The following is a 17,964-nucleotide window of genomic DNA, read 5'->3' as shown; positions in this document are numbered from 1 at the left end:
AAAGGACCTGCCCCGGACGGGGCAGGTCCTTCCGCTTTCCGGGGGCGCCGGCCGGGCGTCAGACCACGCGGGCGCCCGCTCGCCACACCTCGTGCACGAGCGGCACGCCCGGCCGGTACGCGAGGTGGACGTGGCTGGGCGCGTCCAGGACCACCAGGTCGGCGCGGGCGCCCGGGGCGAGGCGGCCGATGTCGTCGCGCCGCAGGGCCGCCGCACCGCCCGCCGTGGCGGACCACAGGGCCTCGTCCGGGGTCATGCCCATGTCCCGCACGGCGAGGGCGACGCAGAACGGCAGGGACGAGGTGAACGAGGAGCCCGGGTTGCAGTCCGTGGACAGGGCGAGGGTGGCGCCCGCGTCGAGCAGCCGGCGGGCGTCCGGCCAGGTGGCGCGGGTGGAGAACTCGGCGCCCGGCAGCAGCGTCGCGACGGTGTCCGACTGGGCCAGGGCATCGACGTCCGCGTCGGTGAGGTGGGTGCAGTGGTCGGCGGACGCGGCGTCGAGCTCCACGGCCAGCTGGACGCCGGGGCCGTGGCCGAGCTGGTTGGCGTGGACCCGGGGGTGCAGGCCCCGGGCCCGGCCCGCGGTGAGGATCGCCCGCGCCTGGTCGCCGTCGAAGGCGCCGCGCTCGCAGAAGACGTCGATCCAGCGGGCGTACGGGGCGCAGGCGTCGAGCATCGGTCCGGTGACCAGGTCCACGTATCCGGCGGGGTCGTCGGCGTAGTCCGGGGAGACGATGTGGGCGCCGAGGAAGGTGACCTCGTCGGTGTGGCGGGCGGCGATGCGCAGGGCGCGGGCCTCGTCCTCGACGGTGAGGCCGTAGCCGGACTTGGTCTCGAAGGTGGTGGTGCCCTGACGCAGCGCCTCGGCGAGGTAGCGGGCGACGTTGGCGGAGAGCTCCTCGTCGGTGGCGGCGCGGGTGGCGGCGACGGTGGTGCGGATGCCGCCCGCGCTGTAGGGGCGGCCGGACATCCGGGCGTTGAACTCCTGGGTGCGGTCGCCCGCGAAGACCAGGTGGGAGTGGGAGTCCACGAAGCCGGGGATCACGGCCCGGCCGCCCGCGTCGACGGCGTTGTCAGTGGCGGGTGCTTTGCTGGATTCACCGGTCCAGACGACGCGGTCGCCCTCGATGACGACGGCGGCGTCCTGGACCAGCCCGAGGGGGGACTCGTCGCCGAGGGAGGGGTCGTTGGTGACCAGTGCGGAGATGTGGGTGATGGCGGTCGTCGTCATCGGGGGACTGCTCTCCTTGCGTGGGAGCCGGGGGGTGTTCGCCGGGACGCCGCTCAGTGCCGCAGCGCGCCGATGGCCTGCGCGAGCGCTTGCGGGACGTCGTCCACCAGCGTGTGCCGTCCGTCGCGTACGAGGTGGCGCCCCGCCACCACGGTGTGGCGGACGTCCGCCGCCGAGGCGGCGAATACGGCGGTCTCCGCCGCCAGCCGCGGCACCGGCCCCGCTGTCCTGACGGAGTCCAGCGCGACCGTCACCAGGTCGGCGGGGGCGCCGGCTTCGAGGACGCCGGCTTCGGGCCGGCCGAGCGCGGCGTGGCCGTCGGCCGAGGCGGCGCGCAGCAGGGCGGCTGCCGTCCAGTGGCCGCGCCTGCGGGTGCGCAGGCGCTCGTCGAGCTCCATCGCGCGGGCCTCCTCGAAGAGGTCGATCACCGCGTGGCTGTCGCTGCCGAGCGAGAGCGGGGAGCCGGCGTGCTGGAGGGCGGCCGCGGGGCCGATGCCGTCGGCGAGGTCGCGTTCGGTGGTCGGGCACATGCAGGTGCCGGTGCCGGTCGAGCCGATGAGGGCGATGTCCTCGTCGGTGAGGTGGGTGTTGTGGACACCGGTGGTGCGGAGTCCGAGGACGCCGTGGTCGGCCAGGAGCCGGGCCGGGGTGCGCCCGTGGGCGGCGAGGCAGGCGTCGTTCTCGGCCGTCTGCTCGGAGAGGTGGACGTGCAGGGGGGCCTGCCGTTCCTCGGCCCAGCGGGCCACGGTGGAGAGCTGGCCGGCCGGGACCGCCCGCACGGAGTGGACGGCGGCGCCGATGACCGTGTGGTCGTCGCCCTTGAGGAGGGCGGCGCGTTCGGCCCAGGCGTCGGCGGTCCCGTCGCTGAAGCGCGCCTGGTGGCGGTCGGGTTCGCGGTAGTCGTCGGGCCCGGAGCCGAATCCCGCGGAGAGGTAGGCGGTGTCGAGCAGGGTGATCCGGATGCCGGCCGCGCGGGCGGCCGCGATCAGCGCCTCGCCCATGGCGTTGGGGTTGTCGTAGGGCGTGCCGCCGGGCGCGTGGTGCAGATAGTGGAATTCGCCGACCGCCGTGATGCCGGCGAGCGCCATCTCCGCGTACACGGCGCGGGCGAGCGCGTAGTAGCTGTCGGGCGTGAGCCGGGACGCGACCTGGTACATGGTCTCGCGCCAGGTCCAGAAGGTGCCCGAGCCGACCTGGACGGTGGAGCGCAGGGCGCGGTGGAAGGCGTGCGAGTGGGCGTTGGCCAGGCCCGGCAGGGTGAGCCCGCGCAGCGCGGTGGCGCCGGGCGGCGCCGCGTCCACCCCGGTGCGTACGCGGGCGATCCGCCCGTCGGACACGTCCAGGGCGACGCCCGGCTCGACATGGGTGCCGAGCCAGGCGTGGGAGAGCCAGTACGTCTCGGTGACGGGTGTGCCCGTCGCCTCCGTCGTCAGCGGCACGCGAGACCTTCCAGTACGTCGGCGAGTGCGGTGACCCCGGCCGCGCAGTCGTCCTCGGCGGCGTGTTCGGCCGGCGAGTGCGAGATCCCGGTCGGGTTCCGTACGAACAGCATGGCGGTCGGGACCGAAGCGGACAAAATACCCGCGTCGTGTCCGGCGCCGGTGCCGAGCACGGGGACCGGGCGCCCGGTGCCGCGGCCGGAGCCCTTGAGCAGGGTGGCGAGTTCGTCGCGCAGGGCGTGCCGGAACTCGACCACGGGCGTGAACGACTCGCGGACGACGTCGAGGTCGATGCCGGCCCGCTCCGCGTGCTCCCGGGCGGCGCGCTCGACGGCGGCGACGACCGTGTCCAGGGTCTCCTGGTCGGCGGCGCGCGAGTCGAGCCAGCCGCGCACGAGGGAGGGGATGGCGTTGACCCCGTTGGGCTCGACGGCGACCTTGCCGAAGGTGGCGAGGGCGCCCGCGAGTTCCGCCTCCCGCCGCGCGGCGACGACGGTCTCGGCGTACGTGAGCATCGGGTCCCGGCGGTCGGCGAGGCGGGTGGTGCCCGCGTGGTTGGCCTCGCCCCGGAAGTCGAACCGCCAGCGGCCGTGCGGCCAGATCGCGGAGGCGATGCCGACGGGGTCGCCGGAGAGGTCGAGGGCGCGGCCCTGCTCGACGTGGAGCTCCACGAACGCGCCGATCCGGGCGAGCCGTTCGGGGTCGGGGCCGATGGCGTCGGGGTCGTGGCCGGCGGCGGCCATGGCCTGCGGGAGGGTGACGCCGTCCGCGTCGCGCAGCCGGTGCGCGGCCTCGACGGTCAGCTGCCCGGCGGCGAGCCGGGAGCCGACGCAGGCGAGGCCGAACCGGGCGCCTTCCTCGTCACCGAAGTTGGTGATGGCCAGCGGCTTGGTGAACTCCACTCCCCTGCGGCGGAGTTCATCGAGCGCGGCGAACGAGGAGACGACGCCGAGCGGTCCGTCGAAGGCGCCGCCGTCGGGCACCGAGTCGAGGTGCGAGCCGGTGACGACGGCGTCCCCGGCGAGCGGGTCCCCGAGCCAGGCCCACTGGTTGCCGTTCCGGTCGACCTCGAGCGTCAGCCCCCGCGCCTCGGCCTGCGCCCGGAACCACTCGCGGCAGTCGGAATCGGCCCCGGTCCAGGCGTACCGGCGGTATCCCCCGCTCGCGGCGTGCAGCCCGATGGGGGCCAGCTCGGCCCACATGGTCTGGAAGCCGGGCTGCGCGAGCGTCACGCGCCCTCCCCCATCGGCACCCGCACGCCCTTGTCCGCCGCCACGGACTCCGCGATGTCGTACCCGGCGTCGACGTGCCGGATCACGCCCATGCCCGGGTCGTTCGTCAGCACCCGCCGGATCTTCTCGCCGGCCAGTGGCGTGCCGTCCGCGACGGTCACCTGTCCGGCGTGGATGGACCGGCCCATGCCGACCCCGCCGCCGTGGTGGAGGGAGACCCAGGAGGCGCCCGACGCCACGTTGACCATGGCGTTCAGCAGCGGCCAGTCGGCGATCGCGTCGGAGCCGTCGAGCATGGCCTCGGTCTCGCGGTACGGGGAGGCGACGGACCCGCAGTCCAGGTGGTCGCGCCCGATCGCCAGCGGCGCCGCGAGTTCGCCGCTCGCCACCATGTCGTTGAAGCGCTCACCGGCGCGGTCGCGTTCGCCGTAGCCGAGCCAGCAGATGCGGGCGGGCAGGCCCTGGAAGTGGACGCGCTCCCCCGCCATCCTGATCCAGCGGTGCAGGGACTCGTTCTCCGGGAAGAGTTCGAGCAGCGCCTTGTCCGTCTTGTGGATGTCGGACGCCTCGCCGGACAGGGCGGCCCAGCGGAACGGCCCCTTCCCCTCGCAGAACAGCGGCCGGATGTACGCCGGTACGAAGCCGGGGAAGTCGAAGGCCCGCTCGTATCCGGCGAGCTGCGCCTCGCCCCGGATCGAGTTGCCGTAGTCGAAGACCTCCGCGCCGGCGTCCATGAAGCCGACCATGGCCTCGACGTGCCGGGCCATCGACTCGCGGGCGCGGCTGGTGAAGTCGGCTGGCTTCTCGGCGGCGTACGACGCCATGTCCTCGAAGTCGACACCGGCCGGGAGGTAGGCCAGCGGGTCGTGGGCGCTGGTCTGGTCGGTGACGATGTCGATGGGGGCGCCCTCGGCGAGCATCCGGGGCAGCAGCTCCGCCGCGTTGCCCAGGAGGCCGATGGAGAGCGGGCGGCGGGCGTCCCGGGCCTCGACGGCGAGCTGGAGCGCGTGCTCCACGGAGTCCGCCCTCACGTCCAGGTAGCGGTGCTCGATGCGGCGCTGGATGGCGCGCGGGTCGCAGTCGACACAGATCGCGACGCCGTCGTTCATGGTCACGGCGAGCGGCTGGGCTCCGCCCATGCCACCGAGCCCGGCGGTCAGGGTGATCGTCCCCGCGAGGGTCCCGCCGAACTTCTTCGCGGCGACGGCGGCGAAGGTCTCGTACGTGCCCTGGAGGATGCCCTGAGTGCCGATGTAGATCCAGGAACCGGCGGTCATCTGGCCGTACATGGTGAGCCCGAGCGCCTCCAGGCGGCGGAACTCCTCCCAGTTCGCCCAGTCGCCGACCAGGTTGGAGTTGGCGATCAGGACGCGCGGCGCCCACTCGTGCGTCTGCATGACGCCGACCGGCCGCCCGGACTGGACGAGCATGGTCTCGTCCTGCTTGAGCGTGCGCAGCGTACGGACCATCGCGTCGAAGGAGCGCCAGTCGCGGGCCGCCTTGCCGGTGCCGCCGTAGACGACGAGCTTGTCGGGGTGCTCGGCGACCTCGGGGTCGAGGTTGTTCTGGAGCATCCGCAGGGCGGCTTCCTGCTGCCATCCCAGGGCGGTCAGTTCCGTACCGCGCGGCGCCCGTACGGGGCGGGGTCCTGACATGGCGGTGCCTCCTCGCGACTGTGATTTTTCTATTCACATCTTGAGCTGATGAATACGCCCAGTCAACAGGCGGGGCCGCGAGGCTCACCGGCACGTCAGAAGCCGCGCGCGGCGGGGCATTCTCCACCAACCGCCCGCATGTACCGATGGAAAATGCCAGAACCTCCACCAGGAGAGAGCACGATGCGTAACCTCTGGGTCACAGCCGAACGCCGTGTCGGAGGGGAATCCGCGTGCCCGGAATCGACGAGTGCCTGCTCGACGTCATGAGACTGCCCGGCGCCAGGGGCGCCGCCGTTGTCGACTGGACGAGCGGTCTGGCCCTCGGCACCGTCGGCGACTCGCCCAACGGCGACCACGAGGCCACCGCGGCGGAGACGGCGGAGGTCGCGCGGATGGCCGCCGAACAGCCCGCCTTCGCGCTCGGCTCGCCCGAGCCGGGCGGGGACGGCAGCGCTCCCCCGGTCGAGGACGTCATTGTCACCACCCGCGCCGGGTACCACATCCTCCGGTTCGTGGAGACGGACTTCGACAGCAGCGTCTTCCTCCACCTGTGGCTGGACCGCGCCGAGGGCAATCTCGCGCTGGCCCGGATACGCCTCGGCGAGATCGCCGAACGACTGGTCCTCGCATGACCGCCGCCGCCCTCGCGGACGAGACCGCCACCCCCGTGCTCTCCCCGATGCTCCAGCGGCTCGCCGCCGAACGGGCCACCGGCGCCCTGATGCGCGACCGGGGCACGCTCTACCTCGCCGACGGCAAGGTCGTCCACGCCGAGTCCCCCGCGACGCCCGGGATCGACGTCCTGCTGACCCGGGGCGGTGCGCTGCGCCGCGAGGGCTGGTGGGACGCGGTCGCCGAGGCGGGGGCCGGGCAGCGGGTCGGCCGGCACCTCGTGGACAGCGGCCGGGTGCCGGGCGGCGCGCTGGAGCTGTGCCACCTGGGCGCCCTGTACGACGCGGCGTTCTTCGCCCTCGCGCCGACCCGGACCCCCGCGCGCTTCCGGTACGGGGTCGCGCACTGGATCGGCCCGGTGCGGCCGGTGCCGGTGGACGCCGTGCAGCGCGAGACCCTCCGGCGCCGCGAACTGCTGGACCGGATCTGGCCGGACGCGGCGGTGGACACGACCCCGCTGGCGCGGACGGGACTGCCGTCCGAGGCACCCGTGCCGGTCGGCCGGCGCCGCGTGCTGGAGCGCGTGGACGGGGTGCGCACGGCCACCGGCATCGCGCAGGAGCTCGGCAGGTCCGCGTTCCACGTCCTGGTCGACCTGCGGCGGCTCGCGGCGGCCGGTCTGGTCGAGCCGGTACCGCCGGCGGCCCCGGGCGCCCCGGACCCGGGCCGGATCGCGTTTCCCGAGGTCACGGCGGACCCCGACGTCGCGCTGCTGCGCCGGCTCCGAGACGCATTGGAGGCCCTGTGATACGCGCGCTCAGACAGCGTGCCGGAAGGAGACAGCTGATGGTGCCCGAAGCCGAAGCGCAGGACGTCCTCGCCGAGCTCCAGCGGTTACGAGCGCGGGTCCCGCTCCTCTCCGGCGCGCTGGCGGCCAGCACCGACGGGCTCGTCCTGGCGCACGACACCCCGGGCGTGGAGGCCGAGGGGGTCGCCGCGCTCACCGCCGCCGCGCTCGGCGTCGCGATCCGGATGACCGAGGCGACCGGGCGGAACGGCTTCCGCGAACTGCTCGTGCGCGGCGAGACGGGCTACATCGCGACGTACGCCGCAGGGTCCCAGGCCGTCCTGACCCTGCTCGCCGAGGACCGGATCAACGTCGGCCGGCTCCATCTGGAGGGCCGCCGGGCCGGCTCCCGCATCGGCGAACTGATCGACCGCGCCCTGGCCCGGGCCCCGCAGCCGGCCCCCGCGCCCCGCGCCCCGCAACAGCCGGGTGCCCTCCCGCAACGCCCGACCTGAGCCCCCACCGGCACCACCGGCACCACCCGCACCACGCAACGGAACCGGCCGCAGTGGCCGGTCAGAGAAAGGGAGCACCACTCATGGCGAACACCGAAGCGTCACTGAAGGAAGCGATGTCGTCCATCGAGGGCACCACCGGTGTCGCCCTCGTCGACTACACGAGCGGCATGGCGCTGGGCACCCTCGGCGGCGGCAAGGACTTCAACCTGGAGGTCGCGGCGGCCGGCAACACCGACGTCGTACGCGCCAAGCTCCGCACCATGGAGCACCTGGGCATCAAGGACGAGATCGAGGACATCCTGATCACCCTGGGCACCCAGTACCACCTGATCCGCCTCCTCAAGACCCGCGGCAACAACGGCCTGTTCCTCTACCTGGTCCTGGACAGCAGCCGGGCGAACCTGGCGATGGCCCGCCACCAGCTGAAGAAGATCGAGGCCGATCTGGAGGTGTGAGGCGCGGGGCGGGGCCGGGAGGCCCGCCCCCGCCCCCTGCCCTACTCCACGAACAGCCCCCGCGCCGCCGCCCCCGCGTCGAACTCCTCCAGGCGGGCCTGGGCGTCGGGGAGGTCGTCGCACATGGCCTCCAGGAGGACCCGGCCCAGCAGCATCGGGGCGCAGGCGGTGTCGAAGGCGAGGCCGGTGCCGACGGCGGCCGGGATGAGCAGGTCGCTGTGGCGGGCCACCGGCGCGAACGCGGAGTCGGCGACCGACACCACGGTGAGTCCCCGGCCGCGCGCGTACGCCAGGGCGTCCACGACCTCGCGCGGGTGGCGGGGCAGCGCGAAGCAGATCAGCGCGGTCGCCCCGGCCCGCCGGGCGGCGTCGATGCGGTCGTGCAGCATGCTGCCGCCCTCGTCGAGCACCCGGATGTCCGGGTGCACCTTCGCTGCGAAATACCCGAACCCGCGCGCCTGCGAGGACGCCGCGCGCAGCCCGAGCACCGGCAGCGGGCGGGACGCGGCGAGCAGCCGGCCCGCCCGCTCGACGGGGCCCGGGTCGGCGAGGAGTTCGGCCAGATGGCGCAGGTTCTCGATCTCCCCGAGCACCGCCTGCTGGTACTCGTTGTACGTCTCATCGCCCTCGTCCGCTTCCGCCCCGGCCGGGGCGACCTCGCGCAGGTGCTTGCGCAGCGCGGGGTAGCCGTCGAAGCCGAGCGCGACGGCGAACCGGGTGACGGAGGGCTGACTCACCCCGGCCAGCTCGGCCAGCTCGACGCTGGAGAGGAACGGGGCGTCCTTGGCCCTGCGCACCATCGAGTGCGCGATGCGCCGCTGTGTGGGCGTGAGCCGGCGCCCCTCGAACAGCTCCTGCAACCGCGCGGCCGGGCTGCTCCCGCTCATCCTGTCCCCTCGGTAGATCCGCCGCGCCGCGGCCCGGCGCCGACGAATCCATTCAGCCAGCAAGGTGTCTGCATGTCCATATGCAGCCGGGCGGGTCAGCCGGCGGGTGTCCCGTGCAGCACCTCCTCGACCGACACCCATGACTCCCACCGCCGGACGGAGACCCGGAGCGTCCGGCCGTCGGCCACCGTGCCGGACCACACCGAGCTGCCCTCCTCCTTCTCCCGCGCGGTCGGCGACGCGGAGCGCAGCCCGCACCGCGTCATCTCCCCGCGCAACTCCGTCACCTGGGACCTGGCGGTCGCGGTGGCCTCGTACTCGATGACCCGGTGCTGGGCCAGGGCGTGGTCGCTGCCCGTGTAGAGCACGGAGTACCGCTGCTGGCCCGGCTCGTCCGCCGGGACGAAGGAGGCGGGGCAGGCGCCGTCGAGCCCCACCTGAGGCAGGGCGTCGCTGCGCGGTCCGGCGCCCTCCGGGAGGCCGTCGCTCTCCTTCCAGTGCCAGATCGCGTACTCCGGGAGCTCGTCGGCCGGGCGCATCACCACCTCCCCGTCCACCCGGAAGGGGTTGGCCGTCGTGGTGGCGACCGTCTGCCGGGCCTCGGGGCCGTCCGCCGGGAGGAGCAGACCCCACGCTCCGGCCGCCGCCAGGACGAGCGCCCCCGCCGCGCCTCCCCTGACCGCCCGGGCGCGGGTGCGCCGCCGCTGCCCCCGGGCCCGGATGACCCCGGCCTCGGGCAGCCGTATGGCGACGTCCTCGATCAGGTCCTCGACCTCAGCCATGCCGCACCCGCCCCTTCCGCTCCGCCGCGTTCCGCTCCGCCACCGCATTCCGTGTCACCTGGCGCCCCGTCACCGCCGGTGTGTCGGCGAGCCGTTCGCCGAGAATCCGGCGGGCCCGGTGCAGTCGGGTCCGTACCGCGCCGTTCGACGCCCCGGTCTCCCGGGCCACCTCCTCCACGGGCAGGCCGAGCATGTGGTGCAGCACCACCGCCTGCCGCTGGTCCCTGTTCAGCTCCTCCAGCGCGCCCATCAGCGCCACCCGGTCCTCGGAGAGGCCCGGCACGTCGGCCGGCACCCCGTGCCGGAAGTGCGCCCGCAATCTGCCGCGCGTCCGCCGCCAGGTGCTGATCGACAGCCGCACCGCCACGGTCCGCACCCACGGGAGCGGGTCGCCGGAACCGGACACCTTGTCCCACCGCTGCCAGGCCCGCACATACGCCTCCTGCACCGCGTCCTCCGCCTCCCCCAGGTCGCCCGTCATCGCGTACACCGTGGCGACCAGGCGTTTGGCGGTCGCCGCGTAGAACGCGTCGAACGCCTCCACTTCCTCACTGCCTGCCGTCATGGCCCCCCGCCTGTCTTCTCGCCCTGCCCGAGTACTGCCTCTGCCGCTGTCCGTGTTGTGCCTCTGTCCAGTTACACGCCCGGGCGGCGGCGGATGTTACCGACGACTTCCACGAATCCGGGAGCGGCTCCGGAGCGGCCCGGACGGGCCCCGGGACAGCCCGGAAACCGGGGGGTTAGCCCCACTGCCCCGGTCGCCCCGGCTCCGTACCGTGAGAACCATGGACGCACCCGACACCGAGCTCGACAGGGAGCTCAAGGCGACTTTGCAGGCCCGCAGCGAGCTGGGGGCCGACTACGACTCGGCGCTCGTGGAGTCGTTCCTGGAGAAGGTGGAGCAGCGGCTCGACGCCACGCTCGACCGCAGGGTCCGGCGGCATCTCGCCGAGGAGCGGACCGCCGTCGCACGGGGCGCGCGCACCCCGGAGCGCCCGCCCGGGCACTTCGGCGAGCGCTACGGCTTCGGCATCGTCTCCCTCGTCCTGGCCGTGCCGCTGTCCGCGATCGGCGTCGCGAACGCGGGCTTCGGCGGGCTCGTCGTGGCCTGGCTCGGCATCGTCGGCGTCAACGCGTTCCAGGCCGGGCACGGCAGGCGGCTGTTCCGGGGCCGCGAGGAGCGGCGGACGGCCTCCGACTGGGAGGACTGAGCCTCACGCCTGACGGGTCGGCAGCACGACCAGCTGACGCAGGTTGATGTGCCGGGCGCGGCTCGTGGTGTACGCGATGAGGTCGGCGATCTCGTCGGACGAGAGTCCGCCCAGCGCGTCGAACATGCCGTCCAGCTGGCCGCTGAGCTCCGCGTTGTCGACGTGTCCGGCCAGCTCCGAGTCGGTGAGGCCCGGCTCGATGTTGGTGACGCGCACGTCGCGCGGGCCGAGTTCGCTGCGCAGCGAGGCCGACAGGTGGGTGAGCGCGGCCTTCGTGGCTCCGTAGACCGCGTAGCCGGGGAACGTGAGGTGCGCGCCGATCGAGGAGATGTTGACCAGGTCGGCGGTGCGGCCCTCGGCGGCGGCCGCCACCAGGTCCGCGGTGAAGGCGCGGATGACGCGCAGCGCCCCGGCCACATTGGTGTCGAGCATCCGCTGCCACTCGTCCACGCGCCCCGCGTCCACGGGGTTCGGCAGCATCACCCCGGCCGCGTTGACGACCAGGTCCACCGGGCCGAACACGGCGTGCACCCGGTCCGCCGCCGCGTCTACGGACGCCTGGTCGGTGACGTCGGCGGTGACGGCGAGCGCCTGCCCGCCGTCCGCGGTGATCTTGGCGGCCAGCTCTTCCAGCCGCTCCGTGCGGCGGGCCAGCAGCGCCACTCGCACGCCCTGCGCGGCGAGCAGGCGGGCGGTCGCCTCGCCCATGCCGCTGGCGGCTCCGGTGATCACGGCGGTGCGGTCGGCAAGGGTCTCGTACGGCATGGGGTGCTCCCTGGTGTGGTGTGCGCGGCCGGCGTTCCGGCTCGGGGACCACACTGCGCCGGGCCGTGCCTCCCACCCAGGGATGCGTTGTTCCTGGGTCTGCCAGTACCAGGCTCGGCGGAAACCGTTCTCCTACGATCGGGCCATGGACGGCGAACTCGGAGACTTCCTGCGCTCACGGCGTGCCCGCATCAGCCCGCAGGACGTGGGGCTCAACTCGTACGGCCGCAGGCGGGTCCCCGGCCTGCGGCGCGAGGAGGTGGCGCAGCTCGCCGGGGTGAGCGTCGACTACTACATCCGCCTGGAGCAGGGGCGCGGGCCCAGCGTCTCGGACGCGGTGCTCGACGCGATAGCCCGGGTGCTCCGGCTCGATGAGACGGAGCACGCGTATCTGCGGACGGTGGCGCGCCCCAGGAGCCGCGGGACGGCGCGTCCTTCGGCCCGCCGGGTGCGCCCGGGGCTGCGGCTGCTGCTCGACACGTTCGACCGGGCACCCGCCTTCGTGCTGGGCCGCCGGATGGACGTCCTGGCGTGGAACGCGCTGGGGGACGCGCTCTCCGGCTTCTCCCGGATGCCCGCCGCCGAGCGGAACATGCCGCGCCAGGCGTTCCTGGCCCCGGGGGCGCGGGAGCTGTACCCGGACTGGCCCGCGGTGGCGGCGGAGACGGTCGCGTATCTGAGGCTGGACGCCGGGCTGCACCCGGACGACAAGGAGCTCGCGGCGCTGGTGGGTGAGCTGTCGCTGAAGAGCGAGGACTTCCGGCGGCTGTGGGCGGACCACCAGGTGAAGGCGAAGACGTACGGCGTGAAGCGGATGCACCATCCGGTGGTGGGCGCGCTGACGCTGCCGTACGAGACGCTGGCGGTGCCCGGCGAGCCGGATCTGTCGCTGGTCGTCTACACCCCGGAGCCCGGTTCGGAGACCGCCGAGCGCATCGCCCTGCTGGCGAGCTGGGCGGCCGACGGGAGCGCGCCGGAGCTGCGCGCGTAGAACGGTAGTCGCGGGGACCGCCGCACCCCCGGTTTCCCAGGGGGCGGGACGACGGCGGTCCCCGCGAGGGACGCGGTCCGGGTCAGGGCCGGGTGACGCGTCCGGGCGACGGTGGAGGTCCGGGAGCCGCTCCGTAGTCCGTTGTCGCCGTTCCGGTGCCGGCGGGTCTCCCTGCCGACATCCACCAATGTGCCCGAGCCGTGTTAAGCCGGTGCTGCGCCCACGTGACGCGCGCGTACCGTTTTCGCGAAGCGCGCGGCAGCCCGGCTACTTCGCGGCGGCCGGGGCGTCCTTCGCCAGGTACGCCAGCAGGTCCTGGCGGCTGACGACGCCCTTGGGCTTGCCCTCCACCAGCACGATCGCCGCGTCCGCCGCGCCGGTGCCGCCGAGCACCGCCATCAGGTCCTCGACCGGCTCGCCGGAGCCGACCTGCGGCAGCGGCGCCGACATGTGCTTCTCCAGCGGGTCGCTGAGCGAGGCGCGCTGGGCGAACAGGGCGTTCAGCAGCTCGCGCTCCACGACCGAGCCGATGACCTCGGCGGCCATCACGTCCGGGTGGCCGGCGCCGGGCTTCACGATCGGCATCTGCGAGACGCCGTACTCGCGCAGCACGTCGATCGCCTCGCCGACCGTCTCCTCCGGGTGCATGTGGACGAGGGTGGGGATCGGCCCCTCCTTGTGATTCAGGACGTCCGCGACCCGCGCCGAGGGGCCGGTGTCCTCCAGGAAGCCGTAGTCCGCCATCCACTCGTCGTTGAAGATCTTGCTGAGGTAGCCGCGCCCGCTGTCCGGGAGCAGGACGACGACCACGTCCTCGGGCCCGAGCCGCTTCGCGACCTCCAGCGCGCCGACGACCGCCATGCCGCAGGAGCCGCCGACGAGCAGCCCCTCCTCCTTGGCGAGCCGACGGGTCATCTGGAAGGAGTCCTTGTCGGACACGGCGACGATCTCGTCGGTCACCGTCCGGTCGTAGGCGGAGGGCCAGAAGTCCTCGCCGACGCCCTCCACGAGGTAGGGCCGGCCGGAACCGCCGGAGTAGACCGAGCCCTCCGGGTCGGCGCCGACGACCTGGACCCGGCCGCCGCTGGCCTCCTTCAGATAGCGGCCGGTGCCGCTGATCGTGCCGCCGGTCCCGACGCCCGCGACGAAGTGGGTGATCTTCCCCTCCGTCTGCTCCCACAGCTCCGGACCGGTGGTCTCGTAGTGCGAGCGCGGGTTGTTCGGGTTGGAGTACTGGTCGGGCTTCCAGGCGCCCGGCGTCTCACGGACCAGCCGGTCGGAGACGTTGTAGTACGAGTCGGGGTGCTCCGGGTCGACCGCCGTGGGGCAGACGACGACCTCGGCACCGTAGGCGCGCAGTACGTTGATCTTGTCCGTGGACACCTTGTCCGGGCAGACGAAGACGCACTTGTACCCCTTCTGCTGCGCGACGATCGCCAGGCCAACACCCGTGTTGCCGCTCGTCGGCTCGACGATCGTGCCGCCGGGCTTCAGCTCGCCGCTCTGTTCGGCGGCCTCGATCATGCGCAGGGCGATGCGGTCCTTGACCGACCCGCCGGGATTGAAGTACTCGACCTTGGCCAGGACCGTCGCCTGGATGCCGGCCGTGACACTGCGCAGCCTCACCAGCGGGGTATTGCCTACGAGACTGATCATCGAATCGTGGAATTGCACCGTGTACTCCGGGGTCTCCGAGATGGTGCGGCAAGCGTATGCGCACGGGCACGGGATTGGGCGGCGCGATTGAACAACGGGCGGTAGCGGGCAGGTAGCTCTGTGTACGGCTCTACTGCGGTACGTGGGACGAGGAGGTGGACCGGACTGTGTCGACGGCGAGAGTGGCACGGCGGATCGCGGCGGGCGCGGCCTACGGCGGGGGCAGCATCGGGCTGCTGGGCGCCGCGGCGGTGGGTGTCCTGCTGGCGGAGGTCCAGCTGGCGAAGCGGCAGGTCGGCGGCGGCATCGCCCCGGTCCCGCCGAGCGCGGACGGACGGTACGGAGTGGCGTTCACGGGCCCGGCGGAGCCCTTGCGCCTCGGGCTGCTCGGGGACTCCACGGCGGCCGGGCAGGGGGTGCGGCGGGCCGGTCAGACCCCGGGGGCGCTGCTGGCCTCGGGGCTCGCGGCGGTGTCCGAGCGGCCGGTGGACCTGCGCAACGTCGCGCTGCCGGGTGCCCGGTCGGACGATCTGGAGCGGCAGGTCTCGCTGATGCTCGCGGACCCGGCGCGGACGCCCGACGTGTGCGTGATCATGATCGGGGCGAACGATGTGACGCACCGGATGCCCGCCACCCAGTCGGTGCGCTGTCTGACGACGGCGGTGCGCAGGCTGCGGACGGCCGGGGCGGAGGTCGTCGTCGGGACCTGTCCGGACCTGGGGACGATCGAGCCGGTGTACCAGCCGTTGCGCTGGCTGGCCCGGCGGGTGAGCCGGCAGCTGGCGGCGGCGCAGACGATCGGCACGGTGGAGCAGGGCGGGCGCACGGTGTCGCTGGGCGACCTGCTGGGCCCGGAGTTCGAGGAGAACCCGCGGGAGCTGTTCGGCCCGGACAACTACCACCCGTCGGCCGAGGGGTACGCGACGGCGTCCATGGCGGTGCTGCCGACGCTGTGCGCGGTGCTCGGGCTGTGGCCGGAGTCGGACCGGCTGGACGGGGCCCGGCGCGAGGACATGCTGCCGGTGGCCAAGGCGGCCTCCCAGGCGGCCAAGGAGGCCGGTACGGAGGTCACGGGGGCCCGGGCGCCGTGGGCGCTGCTCAAGCACCGCAGGCGGCGGCGTCTGCCCGCCGCCACGGAGCCGCACCCGCATCCGCATCCGGAGCCCGGGGGCTCGACCCGCCTCGAACACCGGCCGGACCCGGACGCGGACGGTTCGCCGCGGCACGCGTGGGTCCGCCGGCCGAGCGGGCGCCCCGGAAGGGGCACCGTTGACTGAGCGCTCGCTTAGAAAAGAGGTCCGCATCACATGCCGGGCCGGGTGACCCGGGCGCTACGTCCGGGTAATTTCCAGAGCAGTCGTGCCGTACCGCCGGGTCTGCCGGATTCCTCAGGCAGCCTGTCCGCCCTCAGCCCTCATGGAGCCGCGTGATGCCCGAAGCCGTGATCGTCTCTGCCGCCCGTTCGCCCATCGGCCGGGCCTTCAAGGGCTCGCTCAAGGACCTGCGCGCGGACGACCTGACCGCGACGATCATCCAGACCGCACTGGCCAAGGTCCCGGAGCTGGATCCGAAGGACATCGACGACCTGATGCTCGGCTGCGGTCTGCCCGGCGGCGAGCAGGGCAACAACCTGGGCCGCATCATCGCCGTGCAGATGGGAATGGACCACCTCCCCGGCTGTACGGTCACCCGCTACTGCTCGTCCTCGCTGCAGACCAGCCGCATGGCCCTGCACGCCATCAAGGCCGGCGAGGGCGACGTCTTCATCTCGGCCGGTGTCGAGATGGTGTCCCGCTTCGCCAAGGGCAACTCGGACAGCCTGCCGGACACGCACAACCCGCTCTTCGCGGAGGCCGAGGCCCGGACCGCCGCCCGCGCCGAGGAGTCCGGTGCGGGCTGGCACGACCCGCGCGAGGACGGCCTGATCCCGGACGCCTACATCTCGATGGGCCAGACCGCGGAGAACCTGGCCCGGCTGAAGGGCGTGACGCGTCAGGACATGGACGAGTTCGGCGTACGGTCGCAGAACCTCGCCGAGGAGGCCCTGAAGAACGGCTTCTGGGAGCGCGAGATCACCCCGGTGACCACGCCGGACGGCACCGTCGTCGCCAAGGACGACGGCCCGCGCGCGGGCGTCACGATGGAGGGCGTCCAGGGCCTGAAGCCGGTCTTCCGCCCGGACGGCCTGGTCACGGCGGGCAACTGCTGCCCGCTCAACGACGGCGCCGCCGCGCTCGTGATCATGTCCGACACGAAGGCGCGCGAGCTGGGCCTGACCCCGCTCGCCCGGATCGTCTCCACCGGCGTCTCCGGCCTCTCCCCCGAGATCATGGGCTACGGCCCCGTCGAGGCCAGCAAGCAGGCGCTGAAGCGCGCCGGGCTGACGGTCGGCGACATCGACCTCGCCGAGATCAACGAGGCGTTCGCCGCCCAGGTCATCCCCTCCTACCGCGACCTCGGCCTGCCGCTGGAGAAGGTCAACGTCAACGGTGGCGCCATCGCCGTCGGCCACCCCTTCGGCATGACCGGCGCGCGGATCACCGGCACGCTGATCAACAGCCTCCAGTTCCACGACAAGCAGTTCGGACTGGAGACCATGTGCGTCGGCGGCGGCCAGGGCATGGCCATGGTCATCGAGCGTCTGAGCTGATCAGGGCGGGTTTCGGGGCCCTGCGGGCCACCGAGCCCCGACCGTGACCGAATCTCCCCCAGGATGTGATCTATCTCCTGGGGGAGAGTCGTTTGCGCAGGTCACACCTACACCAGTCGTTTACACCGGGCCCAAAGTCCTGTCCATTTCGTGACGTAATGCACTGACACATGGTGCCGTCAGGGCACAAGCTGATGTAGGAAGTCGGGGGATCGATTGAAACCGGGAGTATGTCAGTGAGCGCCATGCCTATTGCCCTGTTGCTGACCACCGCCGCTGCCACGGCTGTGGGCGCCGCTGCTCTGCACGCCGCTCACGGGCTGCGCAGGCAGGTCTCGGCGCTCCGGAAGGAGCTGGCCGACGGTCACGCCCGTACTGCCGCTGTACCCCCTCAGACCCGCAACGACACCACTTCCACCGAAGAAATACGCGCGGCCGTCGCCGAGGCGCTGGCCGAGGAGCGCGAGCGGGAGCTGGCCGAGGCCCGCGCGTTCTGGGCGTCGCAGGAGGCGCGTGACGCGGCGGACGCCCCGTCCCTGCTCGGCGGTCTGGCCGGACTCGGCGAGGACGCCCCGTTCTTCATGCCGCGCCAGAGCGACTTCGCCGGTCTGGAGTCGATGGACCTCGACGCGGCCGAGGCCCTGGACGAGCTGACCGAGCTGGCCGAGCTGCCGGAGACCGAGTTCGCCGAGGACTCCCCCGAGCTGGCCGCCGCCCGCCGCCGCCACCCCTCGCACCCGGACTTCGTCCCCGTGCAGACGCCCGTGGTCACCGACCACGAGCGCACCGTGAACCGCCTGGAGGAGCTGGCCGACAGCCGCACGGAGCTGTCCGACGTGCGCCCGGGCCCGCTCGGCACGCTCGACGTGTACGTGTTCGCCGACGGTACGACGCTCTGTATGACCCCCGGCCACCGCGAGACGGCCGAGCGCCTGGCCGCATCGCTGCGCGCGGGCGAGCACCCGGTACTGCTGGGCGGCTCCGGCGTCTCGGGCGCCTACGCGCTGACCTTCTCCTGCGGCAAGGAGAACGTGTACATACTCGCCGACCGCGTCATAGCGAGCTTCTGAGCACGCCCCGACGTCGGTCC

18 protein-coding genes are annotated in these 17,964 nt (G+C 73.3%); 9 read left to right on the top strand and 9 right to left on the bottom strand.

All coding sequences use genetic code 11. From position 1 onward, the window contains the following. Window positions 1-58: 58 nt before the first annotated feature. From hutI to hutU, 4 genes are read right to left on the bottom strand one after another with little or no spacing between them, the layout of a single operon-like run. Window positions 59-1,231 (bottom strand): imidazolonepropionase, encoded by a 1,173-nt coding sequence (gene hutI / locus AB0L33_RS18240; RefSeq protein WP_365682497.1) that lies wholly within the window; start codon window positions 1,229-1,231, stop codon window positions 59-61. A gap of 53 nt (window positions 1,232-1,284) precedes the next feature. After that, window positions 1,285-2,670 (bottom strand): formimidoylglutamate deiminase, encoded by a 1,386-nt coding sequence (locus tag AB0L33_RS18235; RefSeq protein WP_365682496.1) that lies wholly within the window; start codon window positions 2,668-2,670, stop codon window positions 1,285-1,287. Continuing rightward, on the bottom strand, window positions 2,661-3,872 hold the full coding sequence (locus AB0L33_RS18230; protein ID WP_365682577.1) for an allantoate amidohydrolase: 1,212 nt from the start codon (window positions 3,870-3,872) through the stop codon (window positions 2,661-2,663). The genes AB0L33_RS18235 and AB0L33_RS18230 overlap by 10 nt, the downstream gene beginning before the upstream one ends. Before the next feature lie 26 nt (window positions 3,873-3,898). Continuing rightward, window positions 3,899-5,557: a urocanate hydratase gene (gene hutU / locus AB0L33_RS18225; protein ID WP_365682494.1), complete on the bottom strand. Its 1,659-nt coding sequence runs from the start codon at window positions 5,555-5,557 to the stop codon at window positions 3,899-3,901. A gap of 233 nt (window positions 5,558-5,790) precedes the next feature. Here hutU and AB0L33_RS18220 point away from each other — a divergent pair, with 233 nt between their 5' ends. From AB0L33_RS18220 to AB0L33_RS18205, 4 genes are all read left to right on the top strand, one after another. Next, complete coding sequence (locus tag AB0L33_RS18220; RefSeq protein WP_365682492.1) at window positions 5,791-6,192, top strand: hypothetical protein; 402 nt, start codon at window positions 5,791-5,793, stop codon at window positions 6,190-6,192. Further along, window positions 6,189-6,980, top strand: a complete 792-nt coding sequence (locus AB0L33_RS18215) for a transcriptional regulator (RefSeq protein WP_365682490.1) — start codon at window positions 6,189-6,191, stop codon at window positions 6,978-6,980. The genes AB0L33_RS18220 and AB0L33_RS18215 overlap by 4 nt, the downstream gene beginning before the upstream one ends. A 38-nt stretch (window positions 6,981-7,018) precedes the next feature. Beyond that, window positions 7,019-7,474 (top strand): roadblock/LC7 domain-containing protein, encoded by a 456-nt coding sequence (locus AB0L33_RS18210; protein ID WP_361021756.1) that lies wholly within the window; start codon window positions 7,019-7,021, stop codon window positions 7,472-7,474. Between the two features lie 83 nt (window positions 7,475-7,557). After that, complete coding sequence (locus tag AB0L33_RS18205) at window positions 7,558-7,932, top strand: hypothetical protein (RefSeq protein ID WP_365682488.1); 375 nt, start codon at window positions 7,558-7,560, stop codon at window positions 7,930-7,932. 41 nt (window positions 7,933-7,973) lie between these two features. Here the strand turns inward: AB0L33_RS18205 and AB0L33_RS18200 are convergent, their stop codons facing one another. From AB0L33_RS18200 to AB0L33_RS18190, 3 genes are all read right to left on the bottom strand, one after another. After that, a complete protein-coding gene (locus AB0L33_RS18200) occupies window positions 7,974-8,819 on the bottom strand; it encodes a MurR/RpiR family transcriptional regulator (RefSeq protein ID WP_365682486.1) in 846 nt (281 codons plus the stop codon). A 95-nt stretch (window positions 8,820-8,914) separates the two neighbouring features. Continuing rightward, window positions 8,915-9,601: a hypothetical protein gene (locus AB0L33_RS18195; protein WP_365682484.1), complete on the bottom strand. Its 687-nt coding sequence runs from the start codon at window positions 9,599-9,601 to the stop codon at window positions 8,915-8,917. Then, window positions 9,594-10,166 carry a SigE family RNA polymerase sigma factor gene (locus AB0L33_RS18190; protein WP_365682482.1) on the bottom strand — a complete coding sequence of 191 codons (573 nt, stop codon included), beginning with the start codon at window positions 10,164-10,166 and terminating at the stop codon, window positions 9,594-9,596. Before AB0L33_RS18190 ends, AB0L33_RS18195 begins: the two co-directional genes overlap by 8 nt. Window positions 10,167-10,386: 220 nt before the next feature. Between AB0L33_RS18190 and AB0L33_RS18185 the strand changes: the two genes are divergently transcribed. After that, window positions 10,387-10,812 carry a hypothetical protein gene (locus AB0L33_RS18185; protein ID WP_361021749.1) on the top strand — a complete coding sequence of 142 codons (426 nt, stop codon included), beginning with the start codon at window positions 10,387-10,389 and terminating at the stop codon, window positions 10,810-10,812. Window positions 10,813-10,815: 3 nt separating this feature from the next. On the opposite strand, the gene AB0L33_RS18180 is transcribed toward AB0L33_RS18185, so the two are convergent. Beyond that, a complete protein-coding gene (locus AB0L33_RS18180) occupies window positions 10,816-11,577 on the bottom strand; it encodes an SDR family oxidoreductase (protein WP_365682480.1) in 762 nt (253 codons plus the stop codon). Window positions 11,578-11,722: 145 nt separating this feature from the next. Between AB0L33_RS18180 and AB0L33_RS18175 the strand changes: the two genes are divergently transcribed. Beyond that, window positions 11,723-12,568 carry a helix-turn-helix transcriptional regulator gene (locus AB0L33_RS18175; protein WP_365682479.1) on the top strand — a complete coding sequence of 282 codons (846 nt, stop codon included), beginning with the start codon at window positions 11,723-11,725 and terminating at the stop codon, window positions 12,566-12,568. Window positions 12,569-12,835: 267 nt separating this feature from the next. Here AB0L33_RS18175 and AB0L33_RS18170 read toward each other — a convergent pair whose 3' ends face one another. Then, complete coding sequence (locus tag AB0L33_RS18170) at window positions 12,836-14,242, bottom strand: cystathionine beta-synthase (RefSeq protein ID WP_365682477.1); 1,407 nt, start codon at window positions 14,240-14,242, stop codon at window positions 12,836-12,838. A 164-nt stretch (window positions 14,243-14,406) separates the two neighbouring features. Here AB0L33_RS18170 and AB0L33_RS18165 point away from each other — a divergent pair, with 164 nt between their 5' ends. The 3 genes from AB0L33_RS18165 (at window position 14,407) to AB0L33_RS18155 (ending at window position 17,944) form a co-directional block, all read left to right on the top strand. Further along, window positions 14,407-15,501: an SGNH/GDSL hydrolase family protein gene (locus AB0L33_RS18165; protein WP_365682575.1), complete on the top strand. Its 1,095-nt coding sequence runs from the start codon at window positions 14,407-14,409 to the stop codon at window positions 15,499-15,501. Window positions 15,502-15,653: 152 nt separating this feature from the next. Beyond that, window positions 15,654-16,874 (top strand): acetyl-CoA C-acetyltransferase, encoded by a 1,221-nt coding sequence (locus AB0L33_RS18160; RefSeq protein WP_365682475.1) that lies wholly within the window; start codon window positions 15,654-15,656, stop codon window positions 16,872-16,874. A 260-nt stretch (window positions 16,875-17,134) separates the two neighbouring features. After that, a complete protein-coding gene (locus AB0L33_RS18155) occupies window positions 17,135-17,944 on the top strand; it encodes a hypothetical protein (RefSeq protein WP_365682573.1) in 810 nt (269 codons plus the stop codon). Window positions 17,945-17,964: the final 20 nt, after the last annotated feature.

The organism is Streptomyces sp. NPDC052299, assembly GCF_040679335.1.
GTDB lineage: Bacteria > Actinomycetota > Actinomycetes > Streptomycetales > Streptomycetaceae > Streptomyces.
The sequence above is the reverse complement of the archived record's forward strand: the minus strand, read 5'-3'. Positions and strand labels throughout refer to the sequence as shown.